The sequence below is a fragment of the Mesorhizobium sp. P3_A10 genome, assembly GCF_056403175.1.
In genome coordinates this window covers 254,646-278,259 of the sequence record NZ_JBFUFZ010000006.1, presented here as the reverse complement: position 1 = coordinate 278,259, position 23,614 = coordinate 254,646, and the positions used below count along the sequence as shown (strand labels likewise).

The 23,614-nt window shown below is 62.1% G+C and carries 22 protein-coding genes, 1 pseudogene and 1 riboswitch; of the genes and pseudogenes, 15 read left to right on the top strand and 8 right to left on the bottom strand.

The window, feature by feature from the left end; genetic code table 11:
• Positions 1 to 16 precede the first annotated feature (16 nt).
• From AC1DXU_RS23010 to AC1DXU_RS23000, 3 genes are all read left to right on the top strand, one after another.
• Positions 17 to 1,453, top strand: coding sequence for a hypothetical protein (locus AC1DXU_RS23010; protein WP_477372681.1), 1,437 nt, complete (start codon positions 17 to 19; stop codon positions 1,451 to 1,453).
• Between the two features lie 8 nt (positions 1,454 to 1,461).
• The gene (locus AC1DXU_RS23005) at positions 1,462 to 1,758 is read left to right on the top strand and encodes a hypothetical protein (protein ID WP_477372679.1); all 297 of its coding nucleotides are present in this window, start codon (positions 1,462 to 1,464) and stop codon (positions 1,756 to 1,758) included.
• 138 nt (positions 1,759 to 1,896) lie between these two features.
• A complete protein-coding gene (locus tag AC1DXU_RS23000; RefSeq protein ID WP_477372677.1) occupies positions 1,897 to 2,403 on the top strand; it encodes a methyltransferase domain-containing protein in 507 nt (168 codons plus the stop codon).
• 114 nt (positions 2,404 to 2,517) lie between these two features.
• On the opposite strand, the gene AC1DXU_RS22995 is transcribed toward AC1DXU_RS23000, so the two are convergent.
• From AC1DXU_RS22995 to dnaE, 6 genes and pseudogenes are all read right to left on the bottom strand, one after another.
• Positions 2,518 to 3,141, bottom strand: coding sequence for a class I SAM-dependent methyltransferase (locus AC1DXU_RS22995; protein ID WP_477372675.1), 624 nt, complete (start codon positions 3,139 to 3,141; stop codon positions 2,518 to 2,520).
• Positions 3,142 to 3,143: 2 nt separating this feature from the next.
• On the bottom strand, positions 3,144 to 3,623 hold the full coding sequence (locus tag AC1DXU_RS22990) for a GtrA family protein (protein ID WP_477372673.1): 480 nt from the start codon (positions 3,621 to 3,623) through the stop codon (positions 3,144 to 3,146).
• Between the two features lie 38 nt (positions 3,624 to 3,661).
• Positions 3,662 to 4,666, bottom strand: coding sequence for a glycosyltransferase (locus AC1DXU_RS22985; RefSeq protein ID WP_477372672.1), 1,005 nt, complete (start codon positions 4,664 to 4,666; stop codon positions 3,662 to 3,664).
• A 5-nt stretch (positions 4,667 to 4,671) separates the two neighbouring features.
• Positions 4,672 to 5,877: a glycosyltransferase family 2 protein gene (locus AC1DXU_RS22980; protein WP_477372670.1), complete on the bottom strand. Its 1,206-nt coding sequence runs from the start codon at positions 5,875 to 5,877 to the stop codon at positions 4,672 to 4,674.
• A gap of 237 nt (positions 5,878 to 6,114) precedes the next feature.
• Positions 6,115 to 6,219, bottom strand: a pseudogene (locus AC1DXU_RS22975) (VOC family protein); the annotation flags it as partial.
• Complete coding sequence (gene dnaE, locus AC1DXU_RS22970; RefSeq protein ID WP_477372906.1) at positions 6,220 to 9,714, bottom strand: DNA polymerase III subunit alpha; 3,495 nt, start codon at positions 9,712 to 9,714, stop codon at positions 6,220 to 6,222.
• 270 nt (positions 9,715 to 9,984) lie between these two features.
• Between dnaE and AC1DXU_RS22965 the strand changes: the two genes are divergently transcribed.
• A complete protein-coding gene (locus tag AC1DXU_RS22965) occupies positions 9,985 to 10,212 on the top strand; it encodes a hypothetical protein (protein WP_477372668.1) in 228 nt (75 codons plus the stop codon).
• Between the two features lie 23 nt (positions 10,213 to 10,235).
• A complete protein-coding gene (locus tag AC1DXU_RS22960; protein WP_477372666.1) occupies positions 10,236 to 10,667 on the top strand; it encodes a hypothetical protein in 432 nt (143 codons plus the stop codon).
• A gap of 11 nt (positions 10,668 to 10,678) precedes the next feature.
• On the opposite strand, the gene AC1DXU_RS22955 is transcribed toward AC1DXU_RS22960, so the two are convergent.
• On the bottom strand, positions 10,679 to 12,691 hold the full coding sequence (locus AC1DXU_RS22955; protein ID WP_477372664.1) for an acetyl-CoA carboxylase biotin carboxylase subunit: 2,013 nt from the start codon (positions 12,689 to 12,691) through the stop codon (positions 10,679 to 10,681).
• On the opposite strand from AC1DXU_RS22955, the gene AC1DXU_RS22950 reads away from it, so the two are divergent.
• From AC1DXU_RS22950 to AC1DXU_RS22920, 7 genes are all read left to right on the top strand, one after another.
• Positions 12,690 to 12,893 carry a hypothetical protein gene (locus AC1DXU_RS22950; protein WP_477372663.1) on the top strand — a complete coding sequence of 68 codons (204 nt, stop codon included), beginning with the start codon at positions 12,690 to 12,692 and terminating at the stop codon, positions 12,891 to 12,893. The two genes, AC1DXU_RS22955 and AC1DXU_RS22950, sit on opposite strands and share 2 nt — an antisense overlap.
• A complete protein-coding gene (locus tag AC1DXU_RS22945) occupies positions 12,890 to 14,017 on the top strand; it encodes an S-(hydroxymethyl)glutathione dehydrogenase/class III alcohol dehydrogenase (protein WP_477372661.1) in 1,128 nt (375 codons plus the stop codon). Before AC1DXU_RS22950 ends, AC1DXU_RS22945 begins: the two co-directional genes overlap by 4 nt.
• A 67-nt stretch (positions 14,018 to 14,084) precedes the next feature.
• Positions 14,085 to 14,654, top strand: coding sequence for an S-(hydroxymethyl)glutathione synthase (gene gfa, locus AC1DXU_RS22940; RefSeq protein ID WP_477372659.1), 570 nt, complete (start codon positions 14,085 to 14,087; stop codon positions 14,652 to 14,654).
• A gap of 66 nt (positions 14,655 to 14,720) precedes the next feature.
• Positions 14,721 to 15,188 carry a YaiI/YqxD family protein gene (locus AC1DXU_RS22935; RefSeq protein ID WP_477372658.1) on the top strand — a complete coding sequence of 156 codons (468 nt, stop codon included), beginning with the start codon at positions 14,721 to 14,723 and terminating at the stop codon, positions 15,186 to 15,188.
• Between the two features lie 22 nt (positions 15,189 to 15,210).
• Positions 15,211 to 15,891, top strand: coding sequence for a DUF1345 domain-containing protein (locus AC1DXU_RS22930; protein WP_477372656.1), 681 nt, complete (start codon positions 15,211 to 15,213; stop codon positions 15,889 to 15,891).
• 109 nt (positions 15,892 to 16,000) lie between these two features.
• Positions 16,001 to 16,885, top strand: a complete 885-nt coding sequence (locus AC1DXU_RS22925; RefSeq protein ID WP_477372654.1) for a cytochrome b/b6 domain-containing protein — start codon at positions 16,001 to 16,003, stop codon at positions 16,883 to 16,885.
• A 1-nt stretch (position 16,886) separates the two neighbouring features.
• On the top strand, positions 16,887 to 17,678 hold the full coding sequence (locus AC1DXU_RS22920) for a molybdopterin-binding protein (RefSeq protein ID WP_477372652.1): 792 nt from the start codon (positions 16,887 to 16,889) through the stop codon (positions 17,676 to 17,678).
• Positions 17,679 to 17,840: 162 nt separating this feature from the next.
• Here the strand turns inward: AC1DXU_RS22920 and AC1DXU_RS22915 are convergent, their stop codons facing one another.
• A complete protein-coding gene (locus tag AC1DXU_RS22915; RefSeq protein ID WP_477372650.1) occupies positions 17,841 to 18,842 on the bottom strand; it encodes a hypothetical protein in 1,002 nt (333 codons plus the stop codon).
• Between the two features lie 231 nt (positions 18,843 to 19,073).
• A riboswitch (glycine riboswitch) is annotated at positions 19,074 to 19,160 on the top strand.
• Between the two features lie 148 nt (positions 19,161 to 19,308).
• Between AC1DXU_RS22915 and gcvT the strand changes: the two genes are divergently transcribed.
• From gcvT to gcvP, 3 genes are read left to right on the top strand one after another with little or no spacing between them, the layout of a single operon-like run.
• The gene (gcvT, locus tag AC1DXU_RS22910; RefSeq protein WP_477372648.1) at positions 19,309 to 20,406 is read left to right on the top strand and encodes a glycine cleavage system aminomethyltransferase GcvT; all 1,098 of its coding nucleotides are present in this window, start codon (positions 19,309 to 19,311) and stop codon (positions 20,404 to 20,406) included.
• 5 nt (positions 20,407 to 20,411) lie between these two features.
• Positions 20,412 to 20,780 (top strand): glycine cleavage system protein GcvH, encoded by a 369-nt coding sequence (gene gcvH, locus AC1DXU_RS22905; RefSeq protein WP_477314156.1) that lies wholly within the window; start codon positions 20,412 to 20,414, stop codon positions 20,778 to 20,780.
• Positions 20,781 to 20,797: 17 nt separating this feature from the next.
• Positions 20,798 to 23,608, top strand: coding sequence for an aminomethyl-transferring glycine dehydrogenase (gene gcvP / locus AC1DXU_RS22900; RefSeq protein WP_477372646.1), 2,811 nt, complete (start codon positions 20,798 to 20,800; stop codon positions 23,606 to 23,608).
• The last annotated feature ends 6 nt before the right edge of the window (positions 23,609 to 23,614 follow it).

Genomic DNA, 23,614 nt, shown 5'->3' with positions numbered 1-23,614 from the left:
ATATCAGGATCAATTAATGGAACTTGAATATCTCAGGGCAATTTGGACGCCGCGTGCTTACCTGACTGTCTTCGCCATTCTGCTGGCGGCGTATATTCCCGAGATCGGCTACACGACTTTCTCGAACGATTACTTCTATACGACCTATCTGACCTACAACGCCTACGGTGCGGATGGTCGCTATCTCGGCGAATTCCTCCGCCTTCTCTCGTTCGGCTTCTTGCCGCCCAACCTTCTTTTAATACTCGGGCTGGCCTGCATGGCCGGGTGCGGTGTCGTGCTCTGCCGGCTGCTCAACGTCACGCACTGGACGCCTGTGGTCATCACTTGCTGTCTTTTCGCCACCTTCCCGATGATGTTTGAACTATGGTCATACGCCGCGACTCGGCTGACGGTGCCGTTGGCCGCATTACTAGCGTTGCTGGCCCTCGCCGTCCCGAGTGCGCTCATCGGGGCCATGCTAATATGCGCCGCACTGGCAACGTACCAATCAGCAGTCTACCTAGCGGTGGTCGTGGCCTTCTACGTCACGGCGTATCGGATCACCAAAGGAGAACGGGCCTTTCGTACATTTGCGATCCCGCGAGCAGTTATGGTTTTGGCCGGCTTGGCTCTTTACCTCATGGTGTATTTCGTCTGCACCGTTTTCTTCCACATTGGAGGACGCCGGCTTGCCGGCTTTGTGCACGTCGTCACTAGCCCAACTGAATTCATGACGGTTGCGAAGATCCTTCTACAAGCGACCATGGAGCTTTTGACCAAGGGAATTTTCTTGTTCCCTGCCGTGGCCAAATACGCCCTCCTTGCCATTGCGGCTATTCTTTTATGCGCTCTGGCGTTAAGACGGTCACTGACCGGCATCTTACTCGTGTGCGCGGCACCTCTGTGCGTCTTCGGCGCCGCTTGGGTGACCAGTCCTCCGAAAGAGATGCTATTTGATCGCATCCTTTTCTCGTTCGTTGGCGTCTATGCTGGCACATTCCTGATCGCGTGGCTTCTGACCAGCGGTCGCATGCGCGCTCTCGTAAGCGCTCTGGGAGCGTTTCTGGTCGCGATCTTCATCCTTCAGGCGAACAACTGGCACCAATTCATGGAGATGCGGAACCGCGCCGACATGGACATGACCCAGGCGATTGCCGTCCGGATCAGAGACCTGCCAGAATACCGACCCGGCATGACAATTACAGTAATCGGGACTACTCAGGATACGAGCTACCTGCCCTATCGGCTATTCGACACATCGAGAGGTTTCGTCGGCAACACAATGCTTGCGAGCATGTATGCTATCGATTGGGCCTCAACGCGGGCGCTGATGTTCTATTTTCCGGTCAACAACTTCCCGTCACCGGAAGTCGTTCAGTCTGCCAAAACCTCATCTGCCGATATGCCCGTCTGGCCGGCGCGGGGTTCCGTAGCCGTGCGCAGCCAAATGGTGATCGTGAAGCTGAAGTAGAAAACCTGATGAGCATCGCTCGCCAAAGAGTAATGGCGCCGGGCAGTCAACCCGATCCCTACAGCGGCAATGTTCAAATAAAATTCGACAATGAAGAACCAAGTGGAAAGCCGCAGAAGATTGCGAAAGCACGCATACTCGGCGATGAACAGTTCATGCTTGCCGATGGCGTCCATGACAAGCAGGTAGGCGACAACAAAACAGACACCAAAGACTGCCGGTGCCAGAAAGAGCATTACCGGATGCGGTATGACGCCTTGGCGTCTTGGAGTCTGTTGATCGGCTCGGCGAGCGCGTTGTCGTAGTGTCTCCCATCCTGCCTACCCGAGCCATCGACAAGGCAAGGCTTCGACGCCAACTTCCATGAAGAGGCGTATGCCGGCACCAGCGCATGGCACACTGAAATTCGTTTCCAGCGCCGGTACGTCAAGGCGCTATGATTGTTGAGTTCGGCTCCCGCGCACGGCGTATCCGCTCCCGATGTGCTCAACATCGACTTGTTCCCCACACCGAATGTCTATCTCGTCGCGGATATCGAGCGCACCCCGCTTCTTAGCAATTCGGTCGATTACGTCATTCTGGACAGCGTAATCGAGCATGTTCCCAATCTGGCCACGGCCGTCGATGAAGTGCTCCGCGTCCTAAGACTTAGCGGCAAGCTGTTGTGCACTAACCCGTTCCGGTTCACCAAGGACGGGATCGAACAGCTCCTCCGCCGGTTCGGAGGTGTTGAGGTTCAAACACATCAGGGACCGACGAGCGCAATCGTCGACATCCTTTCAGAGTACGTCGGCGTGATTGTGGGCCGGGAGAACCGGACCCGCTACATGTCGGCGAAAGGAGCGGTCCTAACGCTAACGTTCCCGCTCAAGTTCGTCGACAAATTGCTTGTCGATCGCCCCGAGAGTCATCGGATCGCCAGTATGCTCGGCACAATCGCGACCAAATAGTTCAACGGGCTGTGCGTCCGCACCATAGCGCCGAACACCCGCATCGTAACCCCGGGCGGTGGCATTGATCGCCCGACATCGCGGCCTTGCCGGTCAGTTGGTTTAGACTAGAGACTACCAACTCAACACTTCGCAATAGTTCGGCCAGTCAGGTACAGCCGATACTCTCTGCGCCTTTGGGAAATACCGTCGCGCCATGACCGCAAAGTCCGAGCGTGAAAACAGCACGACATGCTTGTCTCCGGTGATGTGCCGGTCCGCAAGAAGCGACAGCGTGGCGCGCACGCCGCCCGGCTCAATGTCCTTCAAGATGATCTTCCGGCAAGCCCAGCGTTCGCAGCTGCTGGCCAGCGATTTGAAAAATGAATCGCGTTGATCGACCGGCACGTGATGGATGACGTCGGAAATCGTGACAGCATCGTAAAGCCCTGTCACGTCGGCGAGATCGGTCGCAGGCAGAAGTTCAACCCTCGCCCGATGTACCTCCTTTATGAAAGTACCGATTGAAGGAGCTAGATCGCACATCGTAACAGCCAGGTCAGGGCGTCGATTCAGAAGCCGCTCGACAAGCGCGCCGTCACCGCCGCCTATGTCCACGATCTTCGCGCCCTTCGGCAATTCACCGTCAAGAAAATCCGCGATCAGGTTGAGATTGACGAACACGCGACGATATACATTGCCGACCGGCTCAAAATGGCGGCCGAGAACCTTGCGCGCGACCTGACCTGGTGCCAGCATTCTTATTCCTCGTTTCTTGCTGATTGGCGTTTCGCCGGATGAGTGGGTGCCGTCGGCACGGCCGCCGGGTACAAATGGAGACGCGGCAGGATGGCCCAGTGCGCAGCGACAAAATTCCAGACGAATAGGGCGACGGTGGCGATTGGAGTCGCGATCGCAACACTGAGACCGAAGCCGGAACAGAGGACCGCCATCATGGCTACCGAAATTGGGTAAGCCGTGGCAACGCCTCCTACAAAACGTGTGAATGCCTTCACGCGAAGTGGTTCGGCAAAGGTGAACCGACTGTGTAGTACGTATCCGAGTGGCGTCACAGCCAAGAACGAAATCACGGTGCCCGGCAGGTAATGTATCCCCACTTGATCGGCTGCAATCATGATGGCGTTATGCGCAATTGCGCAGACCGCTCCCACCAGCGTGTACCGCCACCCTCGTTCCACAAGCGGTCTTTTGCGTGGATCCGCGTAGCGCTTCTGCTCCACTTCCTCATCCGTGCGTATAACTGGACCAAGCATAGGCGTCAGAAAGCTCCCGTCAATTTCGCGCGAAGCCGGCACGCGACACGCTCTCGCAACCGCGAGTCGCGAAAGTAGCGCCGCATGCCTGCCGGTCCGAGCGACAGCACGACACGAGCCGCGCGAACCAGGGCCTTCAAGTCGCCGCCCGACGCGGCGGCCAGCAGCACATTGACGCTGATCGACGCCCCGGCGACGGGTTCAACCCGGCGTCGGCTGCTCGCCGGAAGCCGGGAAAGATGGCGCTCCATAACAATCTGCATTTGCGCCCGGAGTTCACCAACGTCACGGGATCCGGTTACAGTCAGCGAACTGCCGTGAACCCGAAAGGCTGTAGTGATCTCGTCGTGATAAACGACCGGACTGGTACTGGCGAGCTTCGCCCAGATGTCCCAATCTGGCGTATACCAGAGTTTCTCATCCATGCCCCCGCATGCCAGCCACGCGGCTCTGCGGAATATCGGAGCTGGCACCGAGACAAAGTTTTGAACAAGCAGCCGCTCCAGCAGGAATTGAGCTTCGAGCACCTCGTCAGCCGGCAAAGGGCAGTTCCAGCGCCCAATTCGGCGGCCGTAGCGGTCAATGATGGCCGTCGGGGCCAAATGAAGCCCGGCTTCGGGTGAGGTCGCGAGCCAGCGGTGCGCGGCCTCGACGCGCCCGGGCAGCCACAGGTCATCTTGATGGAGGATGCAGACGTGATCTGCGGCCGCTAACTCGACGCCTAAATTGGTCTTCGTTTGCCAAGGCACAAGATCTCTTCGCTGAAGCAGCCGAAGGGGTAATCGGTGAGCAAATCGCTCCACGATGGCAGCAGTGGTGCTCGTCGGGCTGCTGTCGACAACGATTATTTCCAGCTTGTCGGTCGGCTCAGCAGCCAGCGAGTCAAGCGTCGCATCAATCCATGCCGCCCCTTCGTGGACCGGCATAACGACGGACAGAAATGGCTTTTCGTCGACACAGCCACCTACGCGAGTTTCCGCTCGGAAGCCAGTCGGGTGGTCAGAACCCATCCCTGTCACTCCAGATTGTCAAGCAGCAACTTGAGCACAAAGCCGGACAGCACCATGGACATGCCGGCCACGCAGGCGGTGGTGATCACAAACGTTAGATGCACCGACTGCTCCATCGGGCCGCCAATGAAAATCCAATGCAGCGCCAGCAGCACGTCCGCGACAAAGCCCGCCACCGCGAGAACGCCTCCGGAAAAGACCAGCCATTCCAACGGGCGGCCGCGCATCAGCCAGGGCACGATACGGCCTCCGTGGACTGGGTGATAAATAGCGATCGCCACCTTGGCCAGCATACCGAAGAGGATGGCTGAAAGGCCGATTAATGTCGCCATGGCGGAGAGCGCGACGAAGTGAATTCCGAAATACCACCCCCCGATGCGGACAGGCCCAGTAGCGAGGATTGCAAGGCCAACAATGCCAATCACCAGCAGGGTCAGTCCCGGTATGAGGTACATGGTATCGGGTGCATGGGCTACGATCAGCCGCAGGTGTCGCCAACCGTCGCGGAATGAGCGCAAATGAGGCGGGCGGCCACGCTTGTCCGGATAGAGTTTGATCGGCACTTCGCGGATCACCAAGCCTGCGCGATGCGCGTTGATGACCATCTCCGAGGCGAATTCCATGCCGGGCGAGCGCGCGCCCATCTTTCGGAACGCATCGCGGGTGAAACCCCGCATGCCGCAATGGAAATCGTGTATCGGAGAGTGGTGAAGCCAGCGGGCGATCGTCGAAAGCACCGGATTGCCGAGATATCGGTGCAGCGCAGGCATGGCGCCAGGCTCGATACCGCCAGCAAAGCGATTGCCCATGACCAATTCGGCACCACCCTCCAACGCATCGATGAAATCTCCGAGGCTGCTCCAGTCGTAGGAATCGTCTGCGTCCGCCATGATGAGATACTTGCCTCGTGCAGATTCAGCCGCCGCGCTGATCGCCGCGCCGTATCCCTTGACCCCCTGGTGGACGACACGCGCACCGAGGGACTCTGCAATCTCAACCGACCGATCGCTCGACCCATTGTCTCCGACGACCACCTCGCCCGCGATGCCCCGCTTTGCAAACACATCGAGAGCCTTTTGGATGCAGATGCCGAGCGTGCGCTCTTCGTTCAGGCAAGGAATAATGGCCGACACGAGAGGTGCGCCCGCATCATCGGCGCGCAGGACATTCAGATCGGCCTGGACCGCCGCAAGATCTGCCTTCGCGATCATCGTGCCTCGCTCCGCCCAATCGTAAGCCCTTACGGACAACCAGGCTACACCCAACATTTCCGCTGCCTAGCGGCAACGTTTAGCAAGAACAAGTTAGTCAATGATATACGAGAGCCGTGCCTTCGTCGGCGGGTTATGTGGTCCATCAAGTAATTGGTGAAATTTTATGCTCTCGTCGTAAGAGCGGCACATCCGGCACGCTGCCCTGTCGGGCGCGGTGTAAGGCCCAGCACGGTTTCAATCCGCGATGCGCCGGCCGATATCTATGCGGTTGCCGTCAGGGTCTTCGAAGACAAAGCCGCGCTAGCCAAAGTCCTTGTCGTGCAAGCCTTTGACGTCGCGCTACACCAGTTCGACTTCCACCACGCCCTGCACCGCGCGCATGGCGGATGCGATTTGTGGCGAGACGCGATACCCGCCTGGCAAAGCGATCTCGACCTCGCCCTGCGCCTCTCCTTTGATCACGATAATACTGACCTGACTGTCGCCACGCTGTTTGAGCTGCGATTGAATGATTGACGTTGGCCCTTCGTCTCTCACAAAGACGCGCAGCGCCTTCTGGATGCGGCTGGCCTCGTCCTCCAGCGATTGCACCGAATTGATGCGCAGGTTGACTCCCTCGGGCCGGTCCTCGGCCGAAACGGTGATCACCACCGAGCGGCCTGGCTCGAGCAGGTCGCGATACTGCGCCAGCCCCTCGGAAAACAGCACCGCCTCGTACTGGCCCGATGTGTCGGAAAAGGCCACGACCCCCATCTTGTTGCCAGTGCGCGTCTTGCGCTCCTGCTTGGTGGTCACGGTGCCGGCCAGCCTCCCGGCGGCGGCACCGCGTTTGACGGCAGCCGAGAACTCGCCCCAGTTCTGCACCCGCATCTTCTGCAAGGCAGCCTTGTATTCATCGAGCGGATGCGCCGACAGATAGAAGCCGACCACCTGGAATTCGCGGTGCAGTCGGTCGGCGACGAGCCATGGCTCGGTCACCGGCAGGTTGAGCGCCTGCGACTGTGCGCCGAGCGAAGCGCCAAAGATGTCAGCCTGACCGGAGACGGCGTTCTGCTGCGCCAGCGAGGCCAGCCCCATCATCCGCTCGACACCGGCCATCATCGCGGCGCGGTCGTGGCCGAAGCAGTCAAGCGCGCCGGCGGTGATCAGGCTTTCGAAGACGCGCTTGCCGACGATCTTCGGATCGACCCTTTCGCAGAAATCGGCGAGGTTCTTGAACGGTTTTTCGCCGCGCATGGCGACGATATGCTCGACCGCCGCATCGCCGACGCCCTTGAGCGCCGCCAGCGAATAGAAGATGCGGTTCTCACCGACTTCGAAATTCCGGAACGACGTCATCACCGACGGCGCCGAGACCACGATGCCGAGGCGCAGCGCATCCTGGCGGAAATCAGCGAGCTTGTCGGTGTTGCCCATGTCGAGCGTCATCGACGCGGCCAGGAATTCGACCGGGTAATGCGCCTTCAGAAAGGCGGTCTGGTAGGAAACGACCGCATAGGCGGCGGCGTGTGATTTGTTGAAACCATAGTCGGCGAACTTGGCCAGCAGATCGAAAATGAAATCGGCTTGCGGCTTGCCGACGCCGCGCTCGACGGCACCGGTGACGAAGCGCTCGCGCTGCTTGTCCATCTCGGCGCGGATCTTCTTGCCCATGGCGCGGCGCAACAGGTCGGCTTCGCCCAGCGAATAGCCGGACAGCTCCTGCGCGATCTGCATGACCTGTTCCTGGTAGACGATGACGCCCTGCGTCTCCTTCACCAGATGGTCGATCTTGGGATGGATCGAGGCCATCTCCTCTTCGCCATGTTTTCTGGCATTGTAGGTCGGGATGTTCTCCATCGGGCCGGGACGATAGAGCGCGACCAGCGCGATGATGTCTTCGATGCAGTCGGGCCGCATGCCGATCAGCGCCTTGCGCATGCCGGCACTTTCCACCTGGAACACGCCGACCACTTCGCCGCGCGACAGCATGGCGTAGGTGTCGGCATCGTCGAGCGGGATCGTCGCCAGATCGATCTCGATGCCGCGGCGGCGGATCAGCTTGACCGCGGTCTCCAGCACCGTCAGCGTCTTCAGGCCGAGGAAGTCGAATTTTACCAGCCCGGCCTGCTCGACATATTTCATGTTGAACTGGGTAACCGGCATGTCCGAGCGCGGATCGCGGTACATCGGCACCAGTTCCGACAAAGGCCGATCGCCGATGACGATACCGGCGGCGTGCGTCGAGGCGTGTCGGTAGAGCCCTTCAAGCTTCTGCGCCATGTCGAGCAAGGTCTGGACAATCGGCTCGCGCTCGGCCTCCTCGGCAAAGCGCGGCTCGTTGGCGATGGCGTCGGCAAGCTTGACCGGATTGGCCGGGTTCTGCGGCACCATCTTGGAGAGCTTGTCGACCTGGCCATAGGGCATCTGCAAGACGCGGCCGACATCGCGCAGCACGGCGCGGGCCTGCAGCGTACCGAAAGTGATGATCTGGCCGACTTGGTCGCGGCCGTATTTCTGCTGGACGTAACGGATGACCTCCTCACGCCGGTCCTGGCAGAAGTCGATGTCGAAGTCGGGCATCGAGACGCGGTCGGGATTGAGGAAGCGCTCGAACAGCAGCGAGAAGCGCAACGGGTCGATGTCGGTGATCGTCGTCGAATAGGCGACCAGCGATCCCGCGCCCGAACCGCGGCCCGGTCCGACGGGAATGCCTTGCGCCTTGGCCCATTTGATGAAGTCGGCGACGATCAGGAAGTAGCCGGGAAACTTCATCTTCTCGATGATGCCGAGCTCGAAGTCCAGCCGCTCGCGATACTGCTCGACCGTGTAGCCGACGGTGGGTCCGTGCGCCGCCAGCCGCGCGTCGAGCCCCTCATGCGCCTGACGGCGCAGTTCGTCGGCCTCTGCCTTCAGCGCCAATTCATTGTCGGCGACATCGCCACCGGTAAAGCGCGGCAGGATCGGGTTGCGGTTTTTCGGATAGTACGAACAGCGCAGCGCGATCTCGACGGTGTTGTCGATGGCTTCCGGCAGGTCGGCGAACAGCCGCGCCATATCGGCCTGGCTGCGCAGGAAATTGTCTGGCGACAGCCGGCGGCGGTTGTCGGCGGCAACGACCGAGCCTTCGGCGATGGCGATCAGCGCGTCATGCGCGTCATAGTCGTCACGCGCAAAGAAAAACGCCTCGTTGGTGGCGACGAGCGGCAGGTCGTGACTGTATGCGAGATCGACCGAGGATTTCTCGATCGCCCGGTCATAGCCGGAAACCCGGTCCAGCTCGACATAGAGCCGGTCGCCGAACAGCGCCTTCAGCGCCAGGAGCCGCGCCTCGGCGAGATCGCGGCGGTCTTCCTTCAAGGCCCGGCCGATCGGGCCGCGCGGTCCACCCGTGAGGCAGATCAGACCGTCGGAATGCCCCTCCAGCATCTCGGTGGTCAGATGCACTGGCTCGCCAGGCGGCGTTTCGAGATAGACGCGGCTGACCTGCTTGACCAGATTGGTGTAGCCGGCCTCCGTCGCGGCGAGCAGCACCACCGGGCTCATCTCGGGTCCATGACGGCGGCGGTCGCGCTGCGCGTCGCTGGTTTCGCCGGAAAAGGCCAAATCGATCTGGCAGCCGATGATCGGCTGGATGCCGTCCTTCACCGCCTTCTGGGCGAATTCGAGCGCGCCGAACAAATTGTTGGTGTCGGTGACGGCGATCGCCGGGCACTCGTCCTGCACGGCGTGGCCGACGATCTTGCCAAGCTGCAAGGCGCCTTCGAGCAGCGAATAGGCCGAATGCACGCGCAGATGGATGAAAGGCCGCGCTGGTGCTTCGGGCCTGGCAGCTCGCGCAATGGCCTCGCGCATCAGCGGATCGCGTGTCGTCTTCTCGTCTACCACTCGACTTGGCTCTCAATTCTGCCGGCGAATCTGGTTGTCGCCCCAATCTAGGCTCCCGCGCCACCGCCCGCCAGCATTCCCGGTCCCGATATCTGCCGATCCCCTGACAAACTCAACGCCGGCGCGAATGGCCGGCAGCGCCCGAGATCGGTCCATGTGAAGCGCTTCATGGTCGGCGGGCACCGGCGTCGGCACACTGCCAATGTGGACGAAGTCATCTTTTGACAGGAGATTTTCATGGCCAACCGTTTTGTCGTCGATCTCAGCGGTCTCAAGCTCTCCAAGGGTATGGATGAGAAGCTGGCGAAGACCATCCAGCACGCGGTGCTGGCGTCGCTCGCCGAGACGCACACGCAGCCGGAACTCGTCTTGCGCTTTCCCCGTGAATGGCTCGGGCTGGTCGCGCATATCGACCAGCATCAGCTGCCCGCGCTCGACAAAGAGATCAACGGAATGCTGCGCTGACACCCATGGTACTTGCCTCAGACATGAAAAAGACCTCGGCGAGCCCGAAAATCGCCGAGGCTGGCGAAAAATCCTGTCCGAGCGCTCGCGCCGAACCGGGAGCCTTGCTCATCGGCGTTGTCGGCGCGGACGGCATCGTCCAGCCGATCCCGACGCGCCTGGAGATCGATGCCGAATTCGTCGATCTGGCGAGCAAGGCAGGCGTGCCGGAAGCGCGCTTCCGCTTTGCCGGCCGTTGCGTCGAAGGCAAATGCAAGCAGTGGACCGGCAATTCCTGCGGCGTCATCGAAAAGGTGCTGACCGGCATGGCCGACCAGATGATCGCGCCGGCCGAACACCTGCCGCGCTGCGCCATCCGCGGCTCCTGCCGCTGGTACAGCCAGCGCGGCGCCGATGCCTGCCGCGCCTGTGTCTACGTCGTCACCGACCAGAGCATGCTGGCCGCAGACGCCTGACCGCCAAAAGATCAGGCGAACTCCATGATCACCGCATCGACGGCAAGGCTGTCGCCCGGCTTGGCGTTGAGTTTCGACACGGTCAGGTCGCGATCGGCGCGCAGCACGTTTTCCATCTTCATCGCCTCGACCACGGCCAAAGTCTCGCCCGCCTTGACCTCCTGCCCCTCGGCAACGGCAATCGACACGACCAGGCCCGGCATCGGGCAGAGCAGCATCTTTGACGTATCCGGTGGCACTTTTGCCGGCATCAGTCTTTCCAACTCGGCGATGCGCGGCAGCATGGCGCGCGCCGTCACCGACATACCTTTCCAGGCGATGCGCAGCCCGTTCGGCAACGGCCTGATCTGCGCCGCGATCTTGGCGGGGCCGACCGTGCCGCGCCAAATGAGGTCACCCGGCCGCCAATCGGAGGCGACGGTCAGCGCCTTGCCGCCGTCGATCGACAGGTCGATTTCCATCGGGATCGAGATCATGCCTTCGAGGATGGCGGCGGAGAGATAGTCTTCGCCAATCTTGACCACCCAGTCGCGTTTCAGCGCGCCCGAATGCGGCGCCAGCCGCCCGCCCAGCCGGTCGAGCCGGTCGCGGCGCAGCAACTCGACCGCGATGGCGATCGATGCCAGCACGGCCTTTTCTTCATCGTTGGGAACGATCGGCGCAAACCCGTCGGGATATTCCTCTGCAATAAAGCCGGTCGATATCAGGCCTTCCCGCCAGCGCGGATGCTGCATCAGTGCGGCCAGGAACGGGATGTTGTGCTCGATGCCGTCGACGACGAAACTGTCCAGCGCTTCCGACATGGCGTCGATGGCCGCGAGCCGCGTCGGCGCCCAGGTGCACAGCTTTGCCACCATCGGGTCATAAAACATCGAAATGTCCGAGCCTTCGGTGACGCCGGTATCGTTGCGGATGACGACGTCGCCGAACTGTCCTTCCTCCGGCGGCCGGTATCGCGTCAGCCGGCCGATCGACGGCAGGAAGTTGCGATAGGGATCCTCGGCGTAAAGCCGGCTTTCCACCGCCCAGCCATTCAATTTCACGTCGCCCTGCTTGATGGCGAGCTTTTCGCCGGCGGCGATGCGGATCATCTGCTCGACGATATCGATGCCGGTGACGAGCTCCGTCACCGGATGCTCGACCTGCAATCGCGTATTCATTTCAAGGAAATAGAAGTTCTTGTCGGCATCAACGATGAACTCGACCGTACCGGCGCTCTGGTAGTCGACGGCCTTGGCCAGCGCCACCGACTGCTCGCCCATGGCTTTGCGGGTCTTGGCGTCGAGGAAAGGCGACGGCGCTTCTTCGGCGACCTTCTGGTTGCGGCGCTGGATCGAGCATTCACGCTCGCCGAGATACAGCGTGTTGCCATGCGCATCAGCCAGCACCTGGATCTCGATGTGGCGCGGGTCGACGACGAACTTTTCGATGAAGACGCGGTCGTCGCCGAAGGAGCTTTTGGCTTCCGAGCGCGCCCGGTCAAAGCCGTCGCGCACCTCCGACTGGCTCCAGGCGATGCGCATGCCTTTGCCGCCACCGCCGGCCGAAGCCTTGATCATCACGGGATAGCCGATCTCGCCGGCGATCTTTTCCGCATGGTCGGCATTCTCGATGACGCCGAGCCAGCCCGGAACCGTCGAAACCTTGGCGGCATTGGCGAATTTCTTCGATTCGATCTTGTCGCCCATCGCCTTGATCGCTCTAGGCTTCGGGCCGATGAAGATGATGCCCTCCGCCTCGAGTGCTTCGCAAAAGGCGGCCCGCTCGGAGAGAAAGCCGTAGCCGGGATGCACGGCCTGCGCGCCGGTCTGCTTGCAGGCGGCGATGATCTTTTCCGGCAAGAGATAGCTCTGCGCGGCCGGCGACGGTCCGATATGCACCGCCTCGTCGGCCATCTCGACATGCACGGCATCGCGATCGGCATCGGAATAGACGGCAACCGTGGCGATGCCCATCTTGCGCGCCGTCTTGATGACGCGGCAAGCGATCTCGCCGCGGTTGGCGATCAGGATTTTGGTGAACATGCTGATGTCGTTGCCTCCAGCCGTCTCTTTTATGGCCTGTGCTTGTACGGTCAAGCCGACCATGCAATTCACCACCCTTCAATCGATTTGCGATTCCAATTCGTCGCTGTGGCCCAGTCTTGCCACCAGCTTCCAGTTGATCGCGTCGATAAAACCTGAAAGCTTGGGCTTAAAAATCGCCTTGGGAGGAATTGTCCGATGAAAACCCGCGCCGCAGTTGCAGTCGCCGCCGGAAAGCCGCTGGAGATCATGGAGGTCGACCTCGATGGTCCGCGCGACGGCGAGGTCCTGGTCGAGATCAAGGCGACCGGCATTTGCCACACCGACGAGTTCACTTTGTCTGGCGCCGACCCCGAAGGCCTGTTTCCGGCGATCCTCGGCCATGAAGGCGCCGGCGTCGTCGTCGATGTCGGCAAAGGCGTCACTTCGGTCAAGAAGGGCGACCACGTCATTCCGCTCTACACGCCGGAATGCCGCCAGTGCCCGTCCTGCCTGTCGCGCAAGACCAACCTGTGCACGGCCATCCGCGCCACGCAGGGCCAGGGCCTGATGCCGGACGGCTCGTCGCGCTTCTCGATCGGCAAGGACAAGATCTTTCACTATATGGGCTGCTCGACCTTCTCCAACTTCACCGTGCTGCCCGAGATCGCGCTGGCCAAGGTCAATCCCGACGCCCCCTTCGACAAGATCTGCTACATCGGCTGCGGCGTCACCACCGGCATCGGCGCCGTCATCAACACGGCCAAGGTCGAGCAAGGTGCCACGGCCGTGGTCTTCGGCCTCGGCGGCATCGGCCTCAATGTCATCCAGGGCCTGCGTCTTGCCGGCGCCGACATGATCATTGGCGTCGACCTCAACAACGACAAGAAGGCCTGGGGCGAGAAGTTCGGCATGACGCATTTCGTCAATCCGAAGGAGATCGACGGCGATGTGGTCCCGCATCTGGTCAACATGACCAAGCGCGGCGCCGATCAGATCGGCGGCGCCGACTACACGTTCGACTGTACCGGCAACACCAAGGTGATGCGCCAGGCGCTGGAGGCGTCGCATCGCGGCTGGGGCAAGTCGGTCGTCATCGGCGTTGCCGGCGCCGGCCAGGAGATTTCGACGCGGCCGTTCCAGCTGGTCACCGGCCGCACCTGGATGGGCACCGCCTTTGGCGGCGCGCGCGGCCGCACCGACGTGCCAAAAATCGTCGACTGGTACATGGACGGCAAGATCCAGATCGACCCGATGATCACCCATTTGCTGAAGCTGGAAGACATCAACAAGGGCTTCGACCTTATGCATGAGGGCAAGTCGATCCGAAGCGTCGTGGTTTACTGAGGAGAAAGAGCCGCCGACCGAAGGGCCAGCGACTGAAGTTGCACGGGTTCAACAAGGGAGGAAGAAAATGCCTGAGAAATTGCATCCCAAGATCGACAATGGACTGCCCAAGGAGAGCGCAAGCTTTGCCGGTGGCACGCTGGTCTGCGCCTGCACAAGCAAGCCGGTCAAGGTGAAGGTCAAAGGTCAGATTGCTCACAACCATGCCTGCGGCTGCACCAAATGCTGGAAGCCGGCAGGCGCGGTGTTTTCGGTCGTGGCCGTCGCCGGCACCGGCGACGTCACCGTCACCGAGAATGGCGACAAGCTCAAAGTGGTCGACCCCGGCGCGCTGATCCTGCGCCACGCCTGCACCGGCTGCGGCGTCCACATGCACGGACCGGTCGAGCGCGACCATCCGTTCAAGGGCCTCACCTTCATCCACCCCGAACGCTTCCAGGAAGATGGCTGGTCACCGCCGGGCTTCACCGCTTTCGTCTCGTCGATCATCGAATCCGGTGTCGACCCGAAGCGGATGGACGGCATTCGTGCGCGGTTGAAGACAATCGGCCTCGAACCCTATGACTGCCTCAATCCCGGCCTGATGGACTACATCGCCACCTGGACCGCGAAAAAGTCTGGCGCATTGCCGGCATAGCAACGGCTCAAAATGCTATTGATGGGGCCGGGAGAAACCCCGGCCCCATATTCTTTGGAACGAACGATGCCCGCACCTGCCATTTACGTCGACGCCGACGCCTGTCCGGTCAAAGCCGAGGTGGAAAAGGTCGCCGAGCGCCATGGCGTCGTCGTCACTTACGTTTCCAATGGCGGGCTTCGCCCATCGCGTGATCCGATGATCCGCAATGTAGTGGTGTCCAAGAGCGCCGACACCGCCGACGACTGGATCGTCGACAACGCCAAACCCAACGACATCGTGGTGACCGCGGACATCCCGCTCGCCGCCCGCACGGTGGCGCTGGGCGCCCATGTGCTCGGTCCCACCGGACGCCCGTTCACGCCGGAAACGATCGGCATGGCGGTGGCGATGCGCGATCTCAAGCAGCATTTGCGCGAGACCGGCGAAAGCAAGGGCTACAATGCCAGCTTCGCGCCGCAGGACCGCTCGCGCTTCCTCGGCGAGCTCGACCGCATCTTGCGGCGTGCGCTCAAATCCGCCACACCGAGCTAGAAACGGCACCAGAGGCCGGACCATGGCGACAGACATCCCCATCACGAACCCGCTGCACCGGCACAAGCAATTCCTGGTGTCGGCCTGCGTCGGCATCCCGGCTCTGGCGATTGCACTGATCTCGGGCGTGCCGCTTGCCTATTCGATTTCGATCGGGGCCAATGTGTTCTTCGTCGTCTTCATCGCGCTCGTCATCGCCAAGATGCCGCTGCTTTCCGGCCGCTATCTCAGCAAGAATGCGCGCGAGATCGACCTGCCCGTGCTGGGCATCTTTGCCATCACTCTTGGCGTTGTCGCCATTGCCGTCGTCTTGTTGTTCCTGCTGATCAACCACAGGGATCGCGACCCCATCGAGCTCGGCTTCGCGATGCTGTCGATCCCGCTCGGCTGGTTCACCATCCATGCCATGGCAGCACTTCACTATGCGCATGTCTACTGGATGGACGGCGAAGCGATCGATAGCCAAACCAAGACGAAGATGCCGGTCGGCGGCCTCGATTTTCCCGGCAGCAAACGGCCGGAGGGATGGGATTTCCTCTACTTCGCCACGGTCATCGGCATGACCGCGCAGACCGCCGACACGGCCATAACCACCTCGCATATGCGCCGCGTCGTGCTTGTGCACTCGATCCTGTCGTTCTTCTTCAACACGGTCATCGTTGCTGCCGTCGTCAATCTCGCCGTCAGCCTCGGCAGTTCGTAATAAATCCGTGATCGAGTGAAACATCGCTTTGGCTGGCGACGTATTGGGAGGAGAAGGTTGATCGCAGACGCCGCGCCGAAATCGCGCGGCCGGGAGGCAAAGAATAAACATGGAAACGGTTGCCAGAAGCCAATCCACATCGGGGGCAGACGCCGCCCCGCCCAGGGAAGAAACGCTGATCTACCGGCAGTCGCGCTGGACGCGGCTGACGCACTGGCTGTGGGCGATCTCGCTGTTCTTCATGCTGCTTTCCGGCCTGCAGATCTTCAACGCCCGCCCGCAGCTCTACATCGGCAAGCAGTCGGGCTTCGAATACAACAACACCGTCTTCGCCATCGGCGCCGAAAACACCACAACGGGCCCGCGCGGCTACACCGAGATCTTCGGGCACCGCTTCGACACCACCGGCGTGCTTGGCTGGTCGGGGCCGGCGGGCCAGGAGACAGCGCGCGGCTTCCCGTCCTGGGCGACAATCCCGTCCTACTATGACCTCGGCACCGCCCGCGTCGTGCATTTCTTTTTCGCCTGGATCCTGACCACGACACTCATCGTCTGGCTGGTCGCGAGCGCGATCAACGGCCATCTGCGCCGCGATCTCGCGCCGCGCCTCGACGATCTCAAGCGGTTGCCGCAGGACATCATCGACCACGCCAAGCTGAAATTCCACCACACGCGCGAATACAACACGCTGCAAAAGATGGCCTATGGCGGCGTGCTGTTCGTGCTTTTGCCGCTGATGATCATCACCGGCCTGGCCATGTCGCCGAGCATGAATTCGGTGCTGCCGTTCCTCAACGAATTGCTGGGCGGCCGGCAGACAGCGCGCACCATCCATTTCACCGTGATGCTGCTGCTGGTCGGCTTCTTCGTCATCCACATCCTGATGATACTCGCCGCCGGGCCGATCAACGAATTGCGCTCGATCATCACCGGTTGGTACCGCACCGACCCGCCGGCGCATGGCAGCGAAACATCGTCCGAGAGGAGCGCCTGACATGGCAAAATTCCAAATCAGCCGCAGAAAATTCCTGACCTCGGCCAGCCTCGGCGTGTCCGGCATCATGCTGTCGGGCTGCGATGCCTTCGACAGCCAGCTCGGCATGGGCGACGGCCTGCGCAGTTTCCTCGAAAACGCCAACGGCCTGACCTGGCGCGCGCAACGGCTGCTCGCCGGCCGCGACGCGCTGGCGCCGGAATTCACAGAAGCCGATATCCGCCAGCCGCAGCGGCCGAACGGCGTCACCGCGCCGGACGACGACACCTACAAAAGCCTGCTCGCCAACAATTTCGCCGACTGGCGCCTCGAAGTGTCGGGCCTTGTCGAAAAGCCGCTATCGCTGACCCGCGAGCAGCTGCAGAACATGCCGAGCCGCACGCAGATCACCCGCCACGACTGCGTTGAAGGCTGGAGCTGCATCGCCAAATGGACGGGCACACCGCTGTCGCTGGTGCTAGACCAGGCGGTGGTCAAGCCGCAGGCGCGCTACGTCATGTTCCATTGCCTCGACACGATCGATCGCAGCCTGTCGGGCGACGTCAAATATTACGGCACGATCGACCTGATCGACGCCCGCCATCCGCAGACGATCCTTGCCTATGGGTTGAACGGCAAACCGCTGCCGGTCGAGAACGGCGCGCCGCTGCGTGTGCGTGTCGAACGCCAGCTCGGCTACAAGATGCCGAAATATCTCTACAAGATCGAACTGGTCGACGGCTTCGCCGATGTCGGCGGCGGCCGCGGCGGCTATTGGGAAGACAATGGCTACGACTGGTACGGTGGGATCTGATGGACCAATGATGACTGTAGAGGGCCTGTTGAGATTCAGGTCAGGCCGAGTCGAGAATGGCTGATACCGAGAACCGGAGCGGAGCGTACTTGAAGTACGTGAGCACCGGAAGCGCAGGTATCAGCCATTCGCAGGCCGGCATCACCTGAATATCAATGGTCCTCAAGCGACCTTGTCGAGCAGCGGCTTCAGCGCCGGGTGGATTTCCGGCGAGGCGTGTTTGATCAACGTCAGCAGCGCGCGCTCGTTTTCATAGAGGGGCCGATCGCCACCGATGCGCTCGGCCAGCCATTTCGCTTCGCTGGCATCGACCGTCTCGGCGCGGCGTGCCAGCGCCTCTGTCGCCCTGTTCTTCGATTCCCACTCGGCCTCGATATTGTCAGGCGACCGATAGGCTTCCATGATGCCGGCGAACCCACCTGACACCATACGGCCGAAGAAGCCCCCGATCTCGGGTTCGGCCTGCTCGAAAAAGGAATCCCGGCGCAGCGCCACGTCGCGCGTCGGCGCTTCGTAACCAGCCGAACACATGACGAAATTGGCGATCGCCTTGACGAACAGATCGTTCCAGGACGGATCATTGCTGGCCGCCGCGGTCCGCTCGTTGATCTTGAACAGCACCTCGGCCTCGGCGCGGGTGATGGCAATGTTGCCGTCACCGCCATGGGCATAGAGAATGCGGCGCAGCAGTTCGACCTCGGCCTTGGCGATCAGCCCGGGAACCAGGCTGCCGCCAAGCATCAGCGGTCCCTTGCCGTCGATCACGGCGTCGGAAACCTGTTGCAGCGCATAGGCGGAAAGCCGGCTCGGCGAGGATTTCGCTTGCTCCAGAACATGCACGAGCAGTTCGAGCTCCGTTCGGCTGTCGACCATGCCGTCGCGTGAAATCGCCCGGACCAGCCAGTCAGCATTATCCCCAGAGATATAGCCCGCCGGCTTTTCCTGATGGACGATATAGTCGCCGATGGCCTCGACAAAGAACACCGGCCATTCCTCGCATTTGTCCTTGGCCGTTGCGTCGAGTGCGAACAGCGCTTCGGCTTCGCCGCGCGTCACCACGCCGTCGCCGAACACTTCGCGGCGCAGCATGACCACGTCCTCGGCCGTGATCCAGTTCTTCGAAGTCAGCCCCGCCACCGGCGCGGTCATGATGAGTTCGCCCATTTTTCGGTCCCCGTCCGCTACCGGCTGCTGCCGGTCGCCAAGCGTCATCTCCAACCCTTGTATCAGCAGTGTCTTGAAAAACCGGCAAACGGCGTGGTTAGCGAAGACTTGTCGGCCAATGCATGTCACCCAAAACAAAGATCTAAGCGCAGCGCGCTTTAGATGTCGCTGGCAGGTGACAAGGTGTCGTTCACGGGCTATGGATGGCGAGTCGAGGACTTTTGCGAGTCCTACCTGTTTGCGGGAGAGAGCAGCGAAAGCTGCCGCCGAAGGGGAAATCGCCCGAAATCTCTCAGGCAAAAGAACCGTAGACGGGAAAGACACTCTGGAAAGTCGGGGCTTGCCCCCGCGCCGAAGGTGTAAGCGCTGCCGACAGAGTTACGGGGCGCGAGTCTCTCAGGCTTCAGACAGAGGGGCACGGACTGGTCGCCATTCGCGGCCGATTGCGTGCGACTCTGGAGATGACATGACGGGCGACCCAAAACACCTTCCCCTCGAGGATCTGCACACTGCCGCCGGCGCGCGCTTCGGCGCCTTTGCCGGCTGGTCGATGCCGCTGACCTATCCGGCCGGCGTGATGAAGGAACATCTTCATACACGCGAGCATGCCGGCCTGTTCGACATCTCGCACATGAAGCTGTTCGAGCTCAGCGGTCCGGGCGCGATTTCCCTGCTCAATCGCGCCTGCCCTCTGGATGCCGGCGGCCTCGAAATCTCGCAGTCCAAACTGTCCTTTTTCCTCAATGAAGCAGGCGGCATTCTGGACGATCTGATCGTCACCAGGCTCGGCGACGAGCGCTTCATGGTCGTCGCCAATGCCGGCAATGCGGAAGCCGACGAAAAGCATCTGCGCGCTCTTGCCAAGGACTTCGAGGTCAAGGTCGATGCGCTCGACCGCGTCTTCCTGGCGATCCAGGGCCCGGAAGCCTGGGCGGCACTCTCCCGCGCGGGCATCGAGACCGGCTCGCTGCTGTTCATGCATGGCATCGAGCCGAAGAAAAACTGGTTCGTGAGCCGCTCGGGCTACACCGGCGAGGACGGCTTCGAGATCGGCCTGCCGGAAGCGGACGCGCGGATCCTCGTCGCCAAACTACTCGAAGACGAACGCGTGCTGTGGATCGGCCTTGCCGCCCGCGACAGTTTGCGGCTGGAAGCCGGCCTCTGCCTGCATGGCCTGGACATCACGCCGGAGATCGACCCGGCCAGTGCCGGTTTGATGTGGGCGATCCCCAAGGATGTTCGCGCGACCGGTTCCTTCATTGGCGCAGACGCCTTGCGCGCCATCGTCGCACGCGGCCCGGCACAGAAACGCGTTGGCCTGAAGCCGGAGGGCCGGCAGCCGGTGCGTGGCGGGGCCGCCTTGTTCGACGTCGACGGCAACCCGGCCGGACAGGTCACATCAGGCGGCTTCGGCCCTTCGGCCGGTCATCCGGTCGCCATGGGTTACGTCTCAACACCCTTGGCCAAAACAGGAACACAGGTCTTCGCCGACGTCCGCGGGACCAAAATCCCGATCGATATCAACCCCTTGCCCTTCATTCCTCACCGCTACCGCAAAGGATAGTCCTTATGGCAAAAACCTATTTCACCGAAGATCACGAATGGCTCCGTGTCGAGGGTGGCATCGCCACCGTCGGCATCACCGACTACGCGCAGGAGCAGCTCGGCGATCTCGTGTTTGTCGAATTGCCGGAGCTGGGCAAAAAACTGGCCAAGGGCGACACCGCCGTCGTCGTCGAATCCGTCAAGGCGGCATCCGACGTCTATGCGCCTGTCGACGGCGAGATCACCGAGGCCAACAGCACGCTGTCGTCGGACCCGTCGCTGGTCAATTCGGCGGCGACCGGTGACGGCTGGCTGTGGAAGATGAGGCTCGCCGACGAAGGCCAGCTCGCAGGCCTCATGGATGAGGCCGCCTACAAAGCCCATATCGGCTGATAACAGGACTGAAAACGATGAGCTCAGCACTTACCCCCTTCTCGGCCCGTCATATCGGCCCTGATGTCAACGATGTCAGAGCCATGCTTGCCGTGATCGGCGTCCCCTCCGTTGAGACGCTGATCAGCCAGGCCGTGCCGCAGTCGATCCGCCTCGATCTGCCGCTGACCCTGCCCCCGCCCGCCAGCGAAGCCGAAGCGCTGGCCGAATTGGCGGCGACCATGGCTGGGAATACCGTGCTGAAGAGCTTCATCGGCGCCGGCTATCACGGCGTCCATGTGCCGCCGGTCATCCAGCGCAATCTGTTCGAGAACCCCGCCTGGTACACCGCCTACACGCCCTATCAGGCCGAGATCAGCCAGGGTCGGCTGGAAATGTTGTTCAATTTCCAGACCCTGGTCACAGAATTGACCGGCCTGCCGGTGGCGTCGGCCTCGCTGCTCGATGAGGCAACCGCGGTCGCCGAAGCGGTCGGCATTGCGCTGCGCCATCACCGCGACAAGCGCAGCAAGGTGGCGCTGGCCGGCACGCCGCACCCACAGACGCTGGACGTGGTGCGCACCCGCGCCGAGCCGCTCGGCATCGAGATCGATGGCGAAACCATCGACGACAACACGGCGGCCTTGCTCGTCTCCTGGCCGGACACGTTTGGCGTGTATGGCGACCACAAGGCGGCGATCGAAAAGGCGCGAGCAACAGGCTCCATCGTGGTCTTCATCGCCGATCCGCTCGGCCTGACGCTGACCGATGCGCCGGCAAAACTGGGCGCCGACATCGCTGTCGGCCCGATGCAGCGTTTTGGCGTGCCGATGGGCTTTGGCGGGCCGCACGCCGCCTATTGTGCCGTCTCCGACAAATTGACCCGGCTGATGCCCGGCCGCCTTGTTGGCCAGTCCACCGACAGCAAGGGCCGTCCCGGCTATCGGCTGGCGCTGCAGACGCGCGAACAGCACATCCGCCGCGACAAGGCGACCTCCAACATCTGCACCGCGCAGGCGCTGCTCGCCAACATGGCGACGGCTTATGCGATCTGGCACGGTCCCGCCGGCCTGCAGGCGATTGCAGGGCGCGTCCATGGGCTCGCCAGCCGCCTGGCGGCGGGCCTGAAGGCCTCCGGTGTTTCGGTGCTTGGCACAAGCCGCTTCGACACGGTGACGGCCGAGGTGAAGGGCAAGGCTGCTTCGATCGCCGCTGCCGCCGAAAAGACCGGCCGGTTGCTGCGTGTCGTCGATGCCGACCGCATCAGCATCGCCTTCGACGAGACCTCGACCGAGGCCGATCTCATCGCGATCGCAGCCCTGTTCGGCGCCAAGGCCGGCGACGCTGCCGCCAGCACCGTGCCCGGAAAACCGCGCGGCAAGGAGTTCCTCAGCCAACCGGTCTTCCACGACAACCACTCTGAAACCGAGATGATGCGCTTCCTGCGCCGTCTCGCCGACAAGGATCTGGCGCTCGACCGCGCCATGATCCCGCTGGGATCCTGCACCATGAAGCTCAATGCGGCGGCAGAAATGATGCCGGTGAGCTGGCCGAGCGTCGCCAATCTGCACCCCTTCGCACCTAGCAGCCATTCGGCCGGCTATCGCGCCATGGTCGGCGAACTCGAGGGATGGCTGTCGGAAATCACTGGTTTTGACGCCGTCAGCTTGCAGCCCAATGCCGGCAGCCAGGGCGAGTATGCCGGCCTGCTCGCCATCCGCGCCTATCACCGCTCGCGCGGCGAAGGCCATCGCACCGTCTGCCTGATCCCCTCCTCCGCGCATGGCACCAATCCGGCGAGCGCGGCGATGGCCGGCATGAGCGTGGTCGTCGTGCGCTGCCTGGAGGACGGCAACATCGACATGGACGATATGCGGGCCAAGGCCAACGAGCATTCCAAGAATCTCGCGGCGCTGATGTTCACTTATCCTTCGACACATGGCGTCTACGAGGAAGGCGCACGCCACCTCTGCGCCCTTATCCATGAGCATGGCGGCCAGGTCTATTTCGACGGCGCCAACCTCAACGCGCTGGTTGCCCTGGCGCGGCCCGCCGACATCGGCGCCGATGTCTGCCACATGAACCTGCACAAGACGTTCTGCATTCCGCATGGCGGCGGCGGTCCCGGCGTCGGTCCGATCGGCGTCAAGGCGCATCTGCAGCCCTATCTGCCGGGTCACGTCACCGAAGGCTCAGGCCACGCCGTGTCGGCCGCACCGTTCGGCAGCGCCTCGATCCTGCCGATCACCTGGATGTACATTCGCATGATGGGCGCCTCCGGCCTGAAGCAGGCGACGGAGACCGCCATTATCTCGGCCAACTACGTGGCGACACGGCTCGCGCCGCACTTCCCGCTGCTCTACAAGGGCAGGCACGATCGCATCGCGCATGAATGCATCCTCGACACCCGCGTGCTCAAGGACAGCGCCGGCATCAGCGTCGACGATATCGCCAAGCGCCTGATCGACTACGGCTTCCATGCGCCGACCATGTCGTTCCCGGTCGCCGGCACGCTGATGGTCGAGCCGACCGAGTCGGAGCCCAAGCGCGAACTGGACCGGTTTTGCGAGGCGATGATTGCTATCGCTGGCGAGGCGGCAAAGGTGGCGACGGGCGAATGGCCACCGGCCGACAATCCGCTGGTCAATGCGCCGCATACCGCCGCAGAGGCGTTGGCCAGCACCTGGAGCCATCCCTATTCGCGGCTGGAGGCGGCCTACCCCGCCGGTGACGCCGATAGCGCCGCAAAATACTGGCCACCGGTGTCGCGCATCGACAATGTCGCCGGCGACCGCAACCTCGTCTGCTCCTGTCCACCGCTGTCGGAATATCTGGGCGCCGCCGAGTAACCCTCT

Bases quoted from the DNA above. Each gene is read 5' to 3' on its own strand.
- AC1DXU_RS22995 (WP_477372675.1), bottom strand. From the start codon at position 3,141: ATGCTGGCACCAGGTCAGGTCGCGCGCAAGGTTCTCGGCCGCCATTTT.
- AC1DXU_RS22985 (WP_477372672.1), bottom strand. From the start codon at position 4,666: ATGGGTTCTGACCACCCGACTGGCTTCCGAGCGGAAACTCGCGTAGGT.
- AC1DXU_RS22920 (WP_477372652.1), top strand. From the start codon at position 16,887: ATGGCAAAATTCCAAATCAGCCGCAGAAAATTCCTGACCTCGGCCAGC.
- AC1DXU_RS22915 (WP_477372650.1), bottom strand. From the start codon at position 18,842: ATGGGCGAACTCATCATGACCGCGCCGGTGGCGGGGCTGACTTCGAAG.
- AC1DXU_RS22960 (WP_477372666.1), top strand. From the start codon at position 10,236: ATGAAAAAGACCTCGGCGAGCCCGAAAATCGCCGAGGCTGGCGAAAAA.
- gcvH (WP_477314156.1), top strand. From the start codon at position 20,412: ATGGCAAAAACCTATTTCACCGAAGATCACGAATGGCTCCGTGTCGAG.
- dnaE (WP_477372906.1), bottom strand. From the start codon at position 9,714: ATGCGCGAGGCCATTGCGCGAGCTGCCAGGCCCGAAGCACCAGCGCGG.
- AC1DXU_RS22955 (WP_477372664.1), bottom strand. From the start codon at position 12,691: ATGTTCACCAAAATCCTGATCGCCAACCGCGGCGAGATCGCTTGCCGC.
- AC1DXU_RS22965 (WP_477372668.1), top strand. From the start codon at position 9,985: ATGGCCAACCGTTTTGTCGTCGATCTCAGCGGTCTCAAGCTCTCCAAG.
- AC1DXU_RS22925 (WP_477372654.1), top strand. From the start codon at position 16,001: ATGGAAACGGTTGCCAGAAGCCAATCCACATCGGGGGCAGACGCCGCC.
- AC1DXU_RS23010 (WP_477372681.1), top strand. From the start codon at position 17: ATGGAACTTGAATATCTCAGGGCAATTTGGACGCCGCGTGCTTACCTG.
- AC1DXU_RS22950 (WP_477372663.1), top strand. From the start codon at position 12,690: ATGCTGATGTCGTTGCCTCCAGCCGTCTCTTTTATGGCCTGTGCTTGT.
- AC1DXU_RS22980 (WP_477372670.1), bottom strand. From the start codon at position 5,877: ATGATCGCGAAGGCAGATCTTGCGGCGGTCCAGGCCGATCTGAATGTC.
- AC1DXU_RS22935 (WP_477372658.1), top strand. From the start codon at position 14,721: ATGCCCGCACCTGCCATTTACGTCGACGCCGACGCCTGTCCGGTCAAA.
- AC1DXU_RS22945 (WP_477372661.1), top strand. From the start codon at position 12,890: ATGAAAACCCGCGCCGCAGTTGCAGTCGCCGCCGGAAAGCCGCTGGAG.
- AC1DXU_RS23005 (WP_477372679.1), top strand. From the start codon at position 1,462: ATGAGCATCGCTCGCCAAAGAGTAATGGCGCCGGGCAGTCAACCCGAT.
- AC1DXU_RS22930 (WP_477372656.1), top strand. From the start codon at position 15,211: ATGGCGACAGACATCCCCATCACGAACCCGCTGCACCGGCACAAGCAA.
- gcvP (WP_477372646.1), top strand. From the start codon at position 20,798: ATGAGCTCAGCACTTACCCCCTTCTCGGCCCGTCATATCGGCCCTGAT.
- gfa (WP_477372659.1), top strand. From the start codon at position 14,085: ATGCCTGAGAAATTGCATCCCAAGATCGACAATGGACTGCCCAAGGAG.
- gcvT (WP_477372648.1), top strand. From the start codon at position 19,309: ATGACGGGCGACCCAAAACACCTTCCCCTCGAGGATCTGCACACTGCC.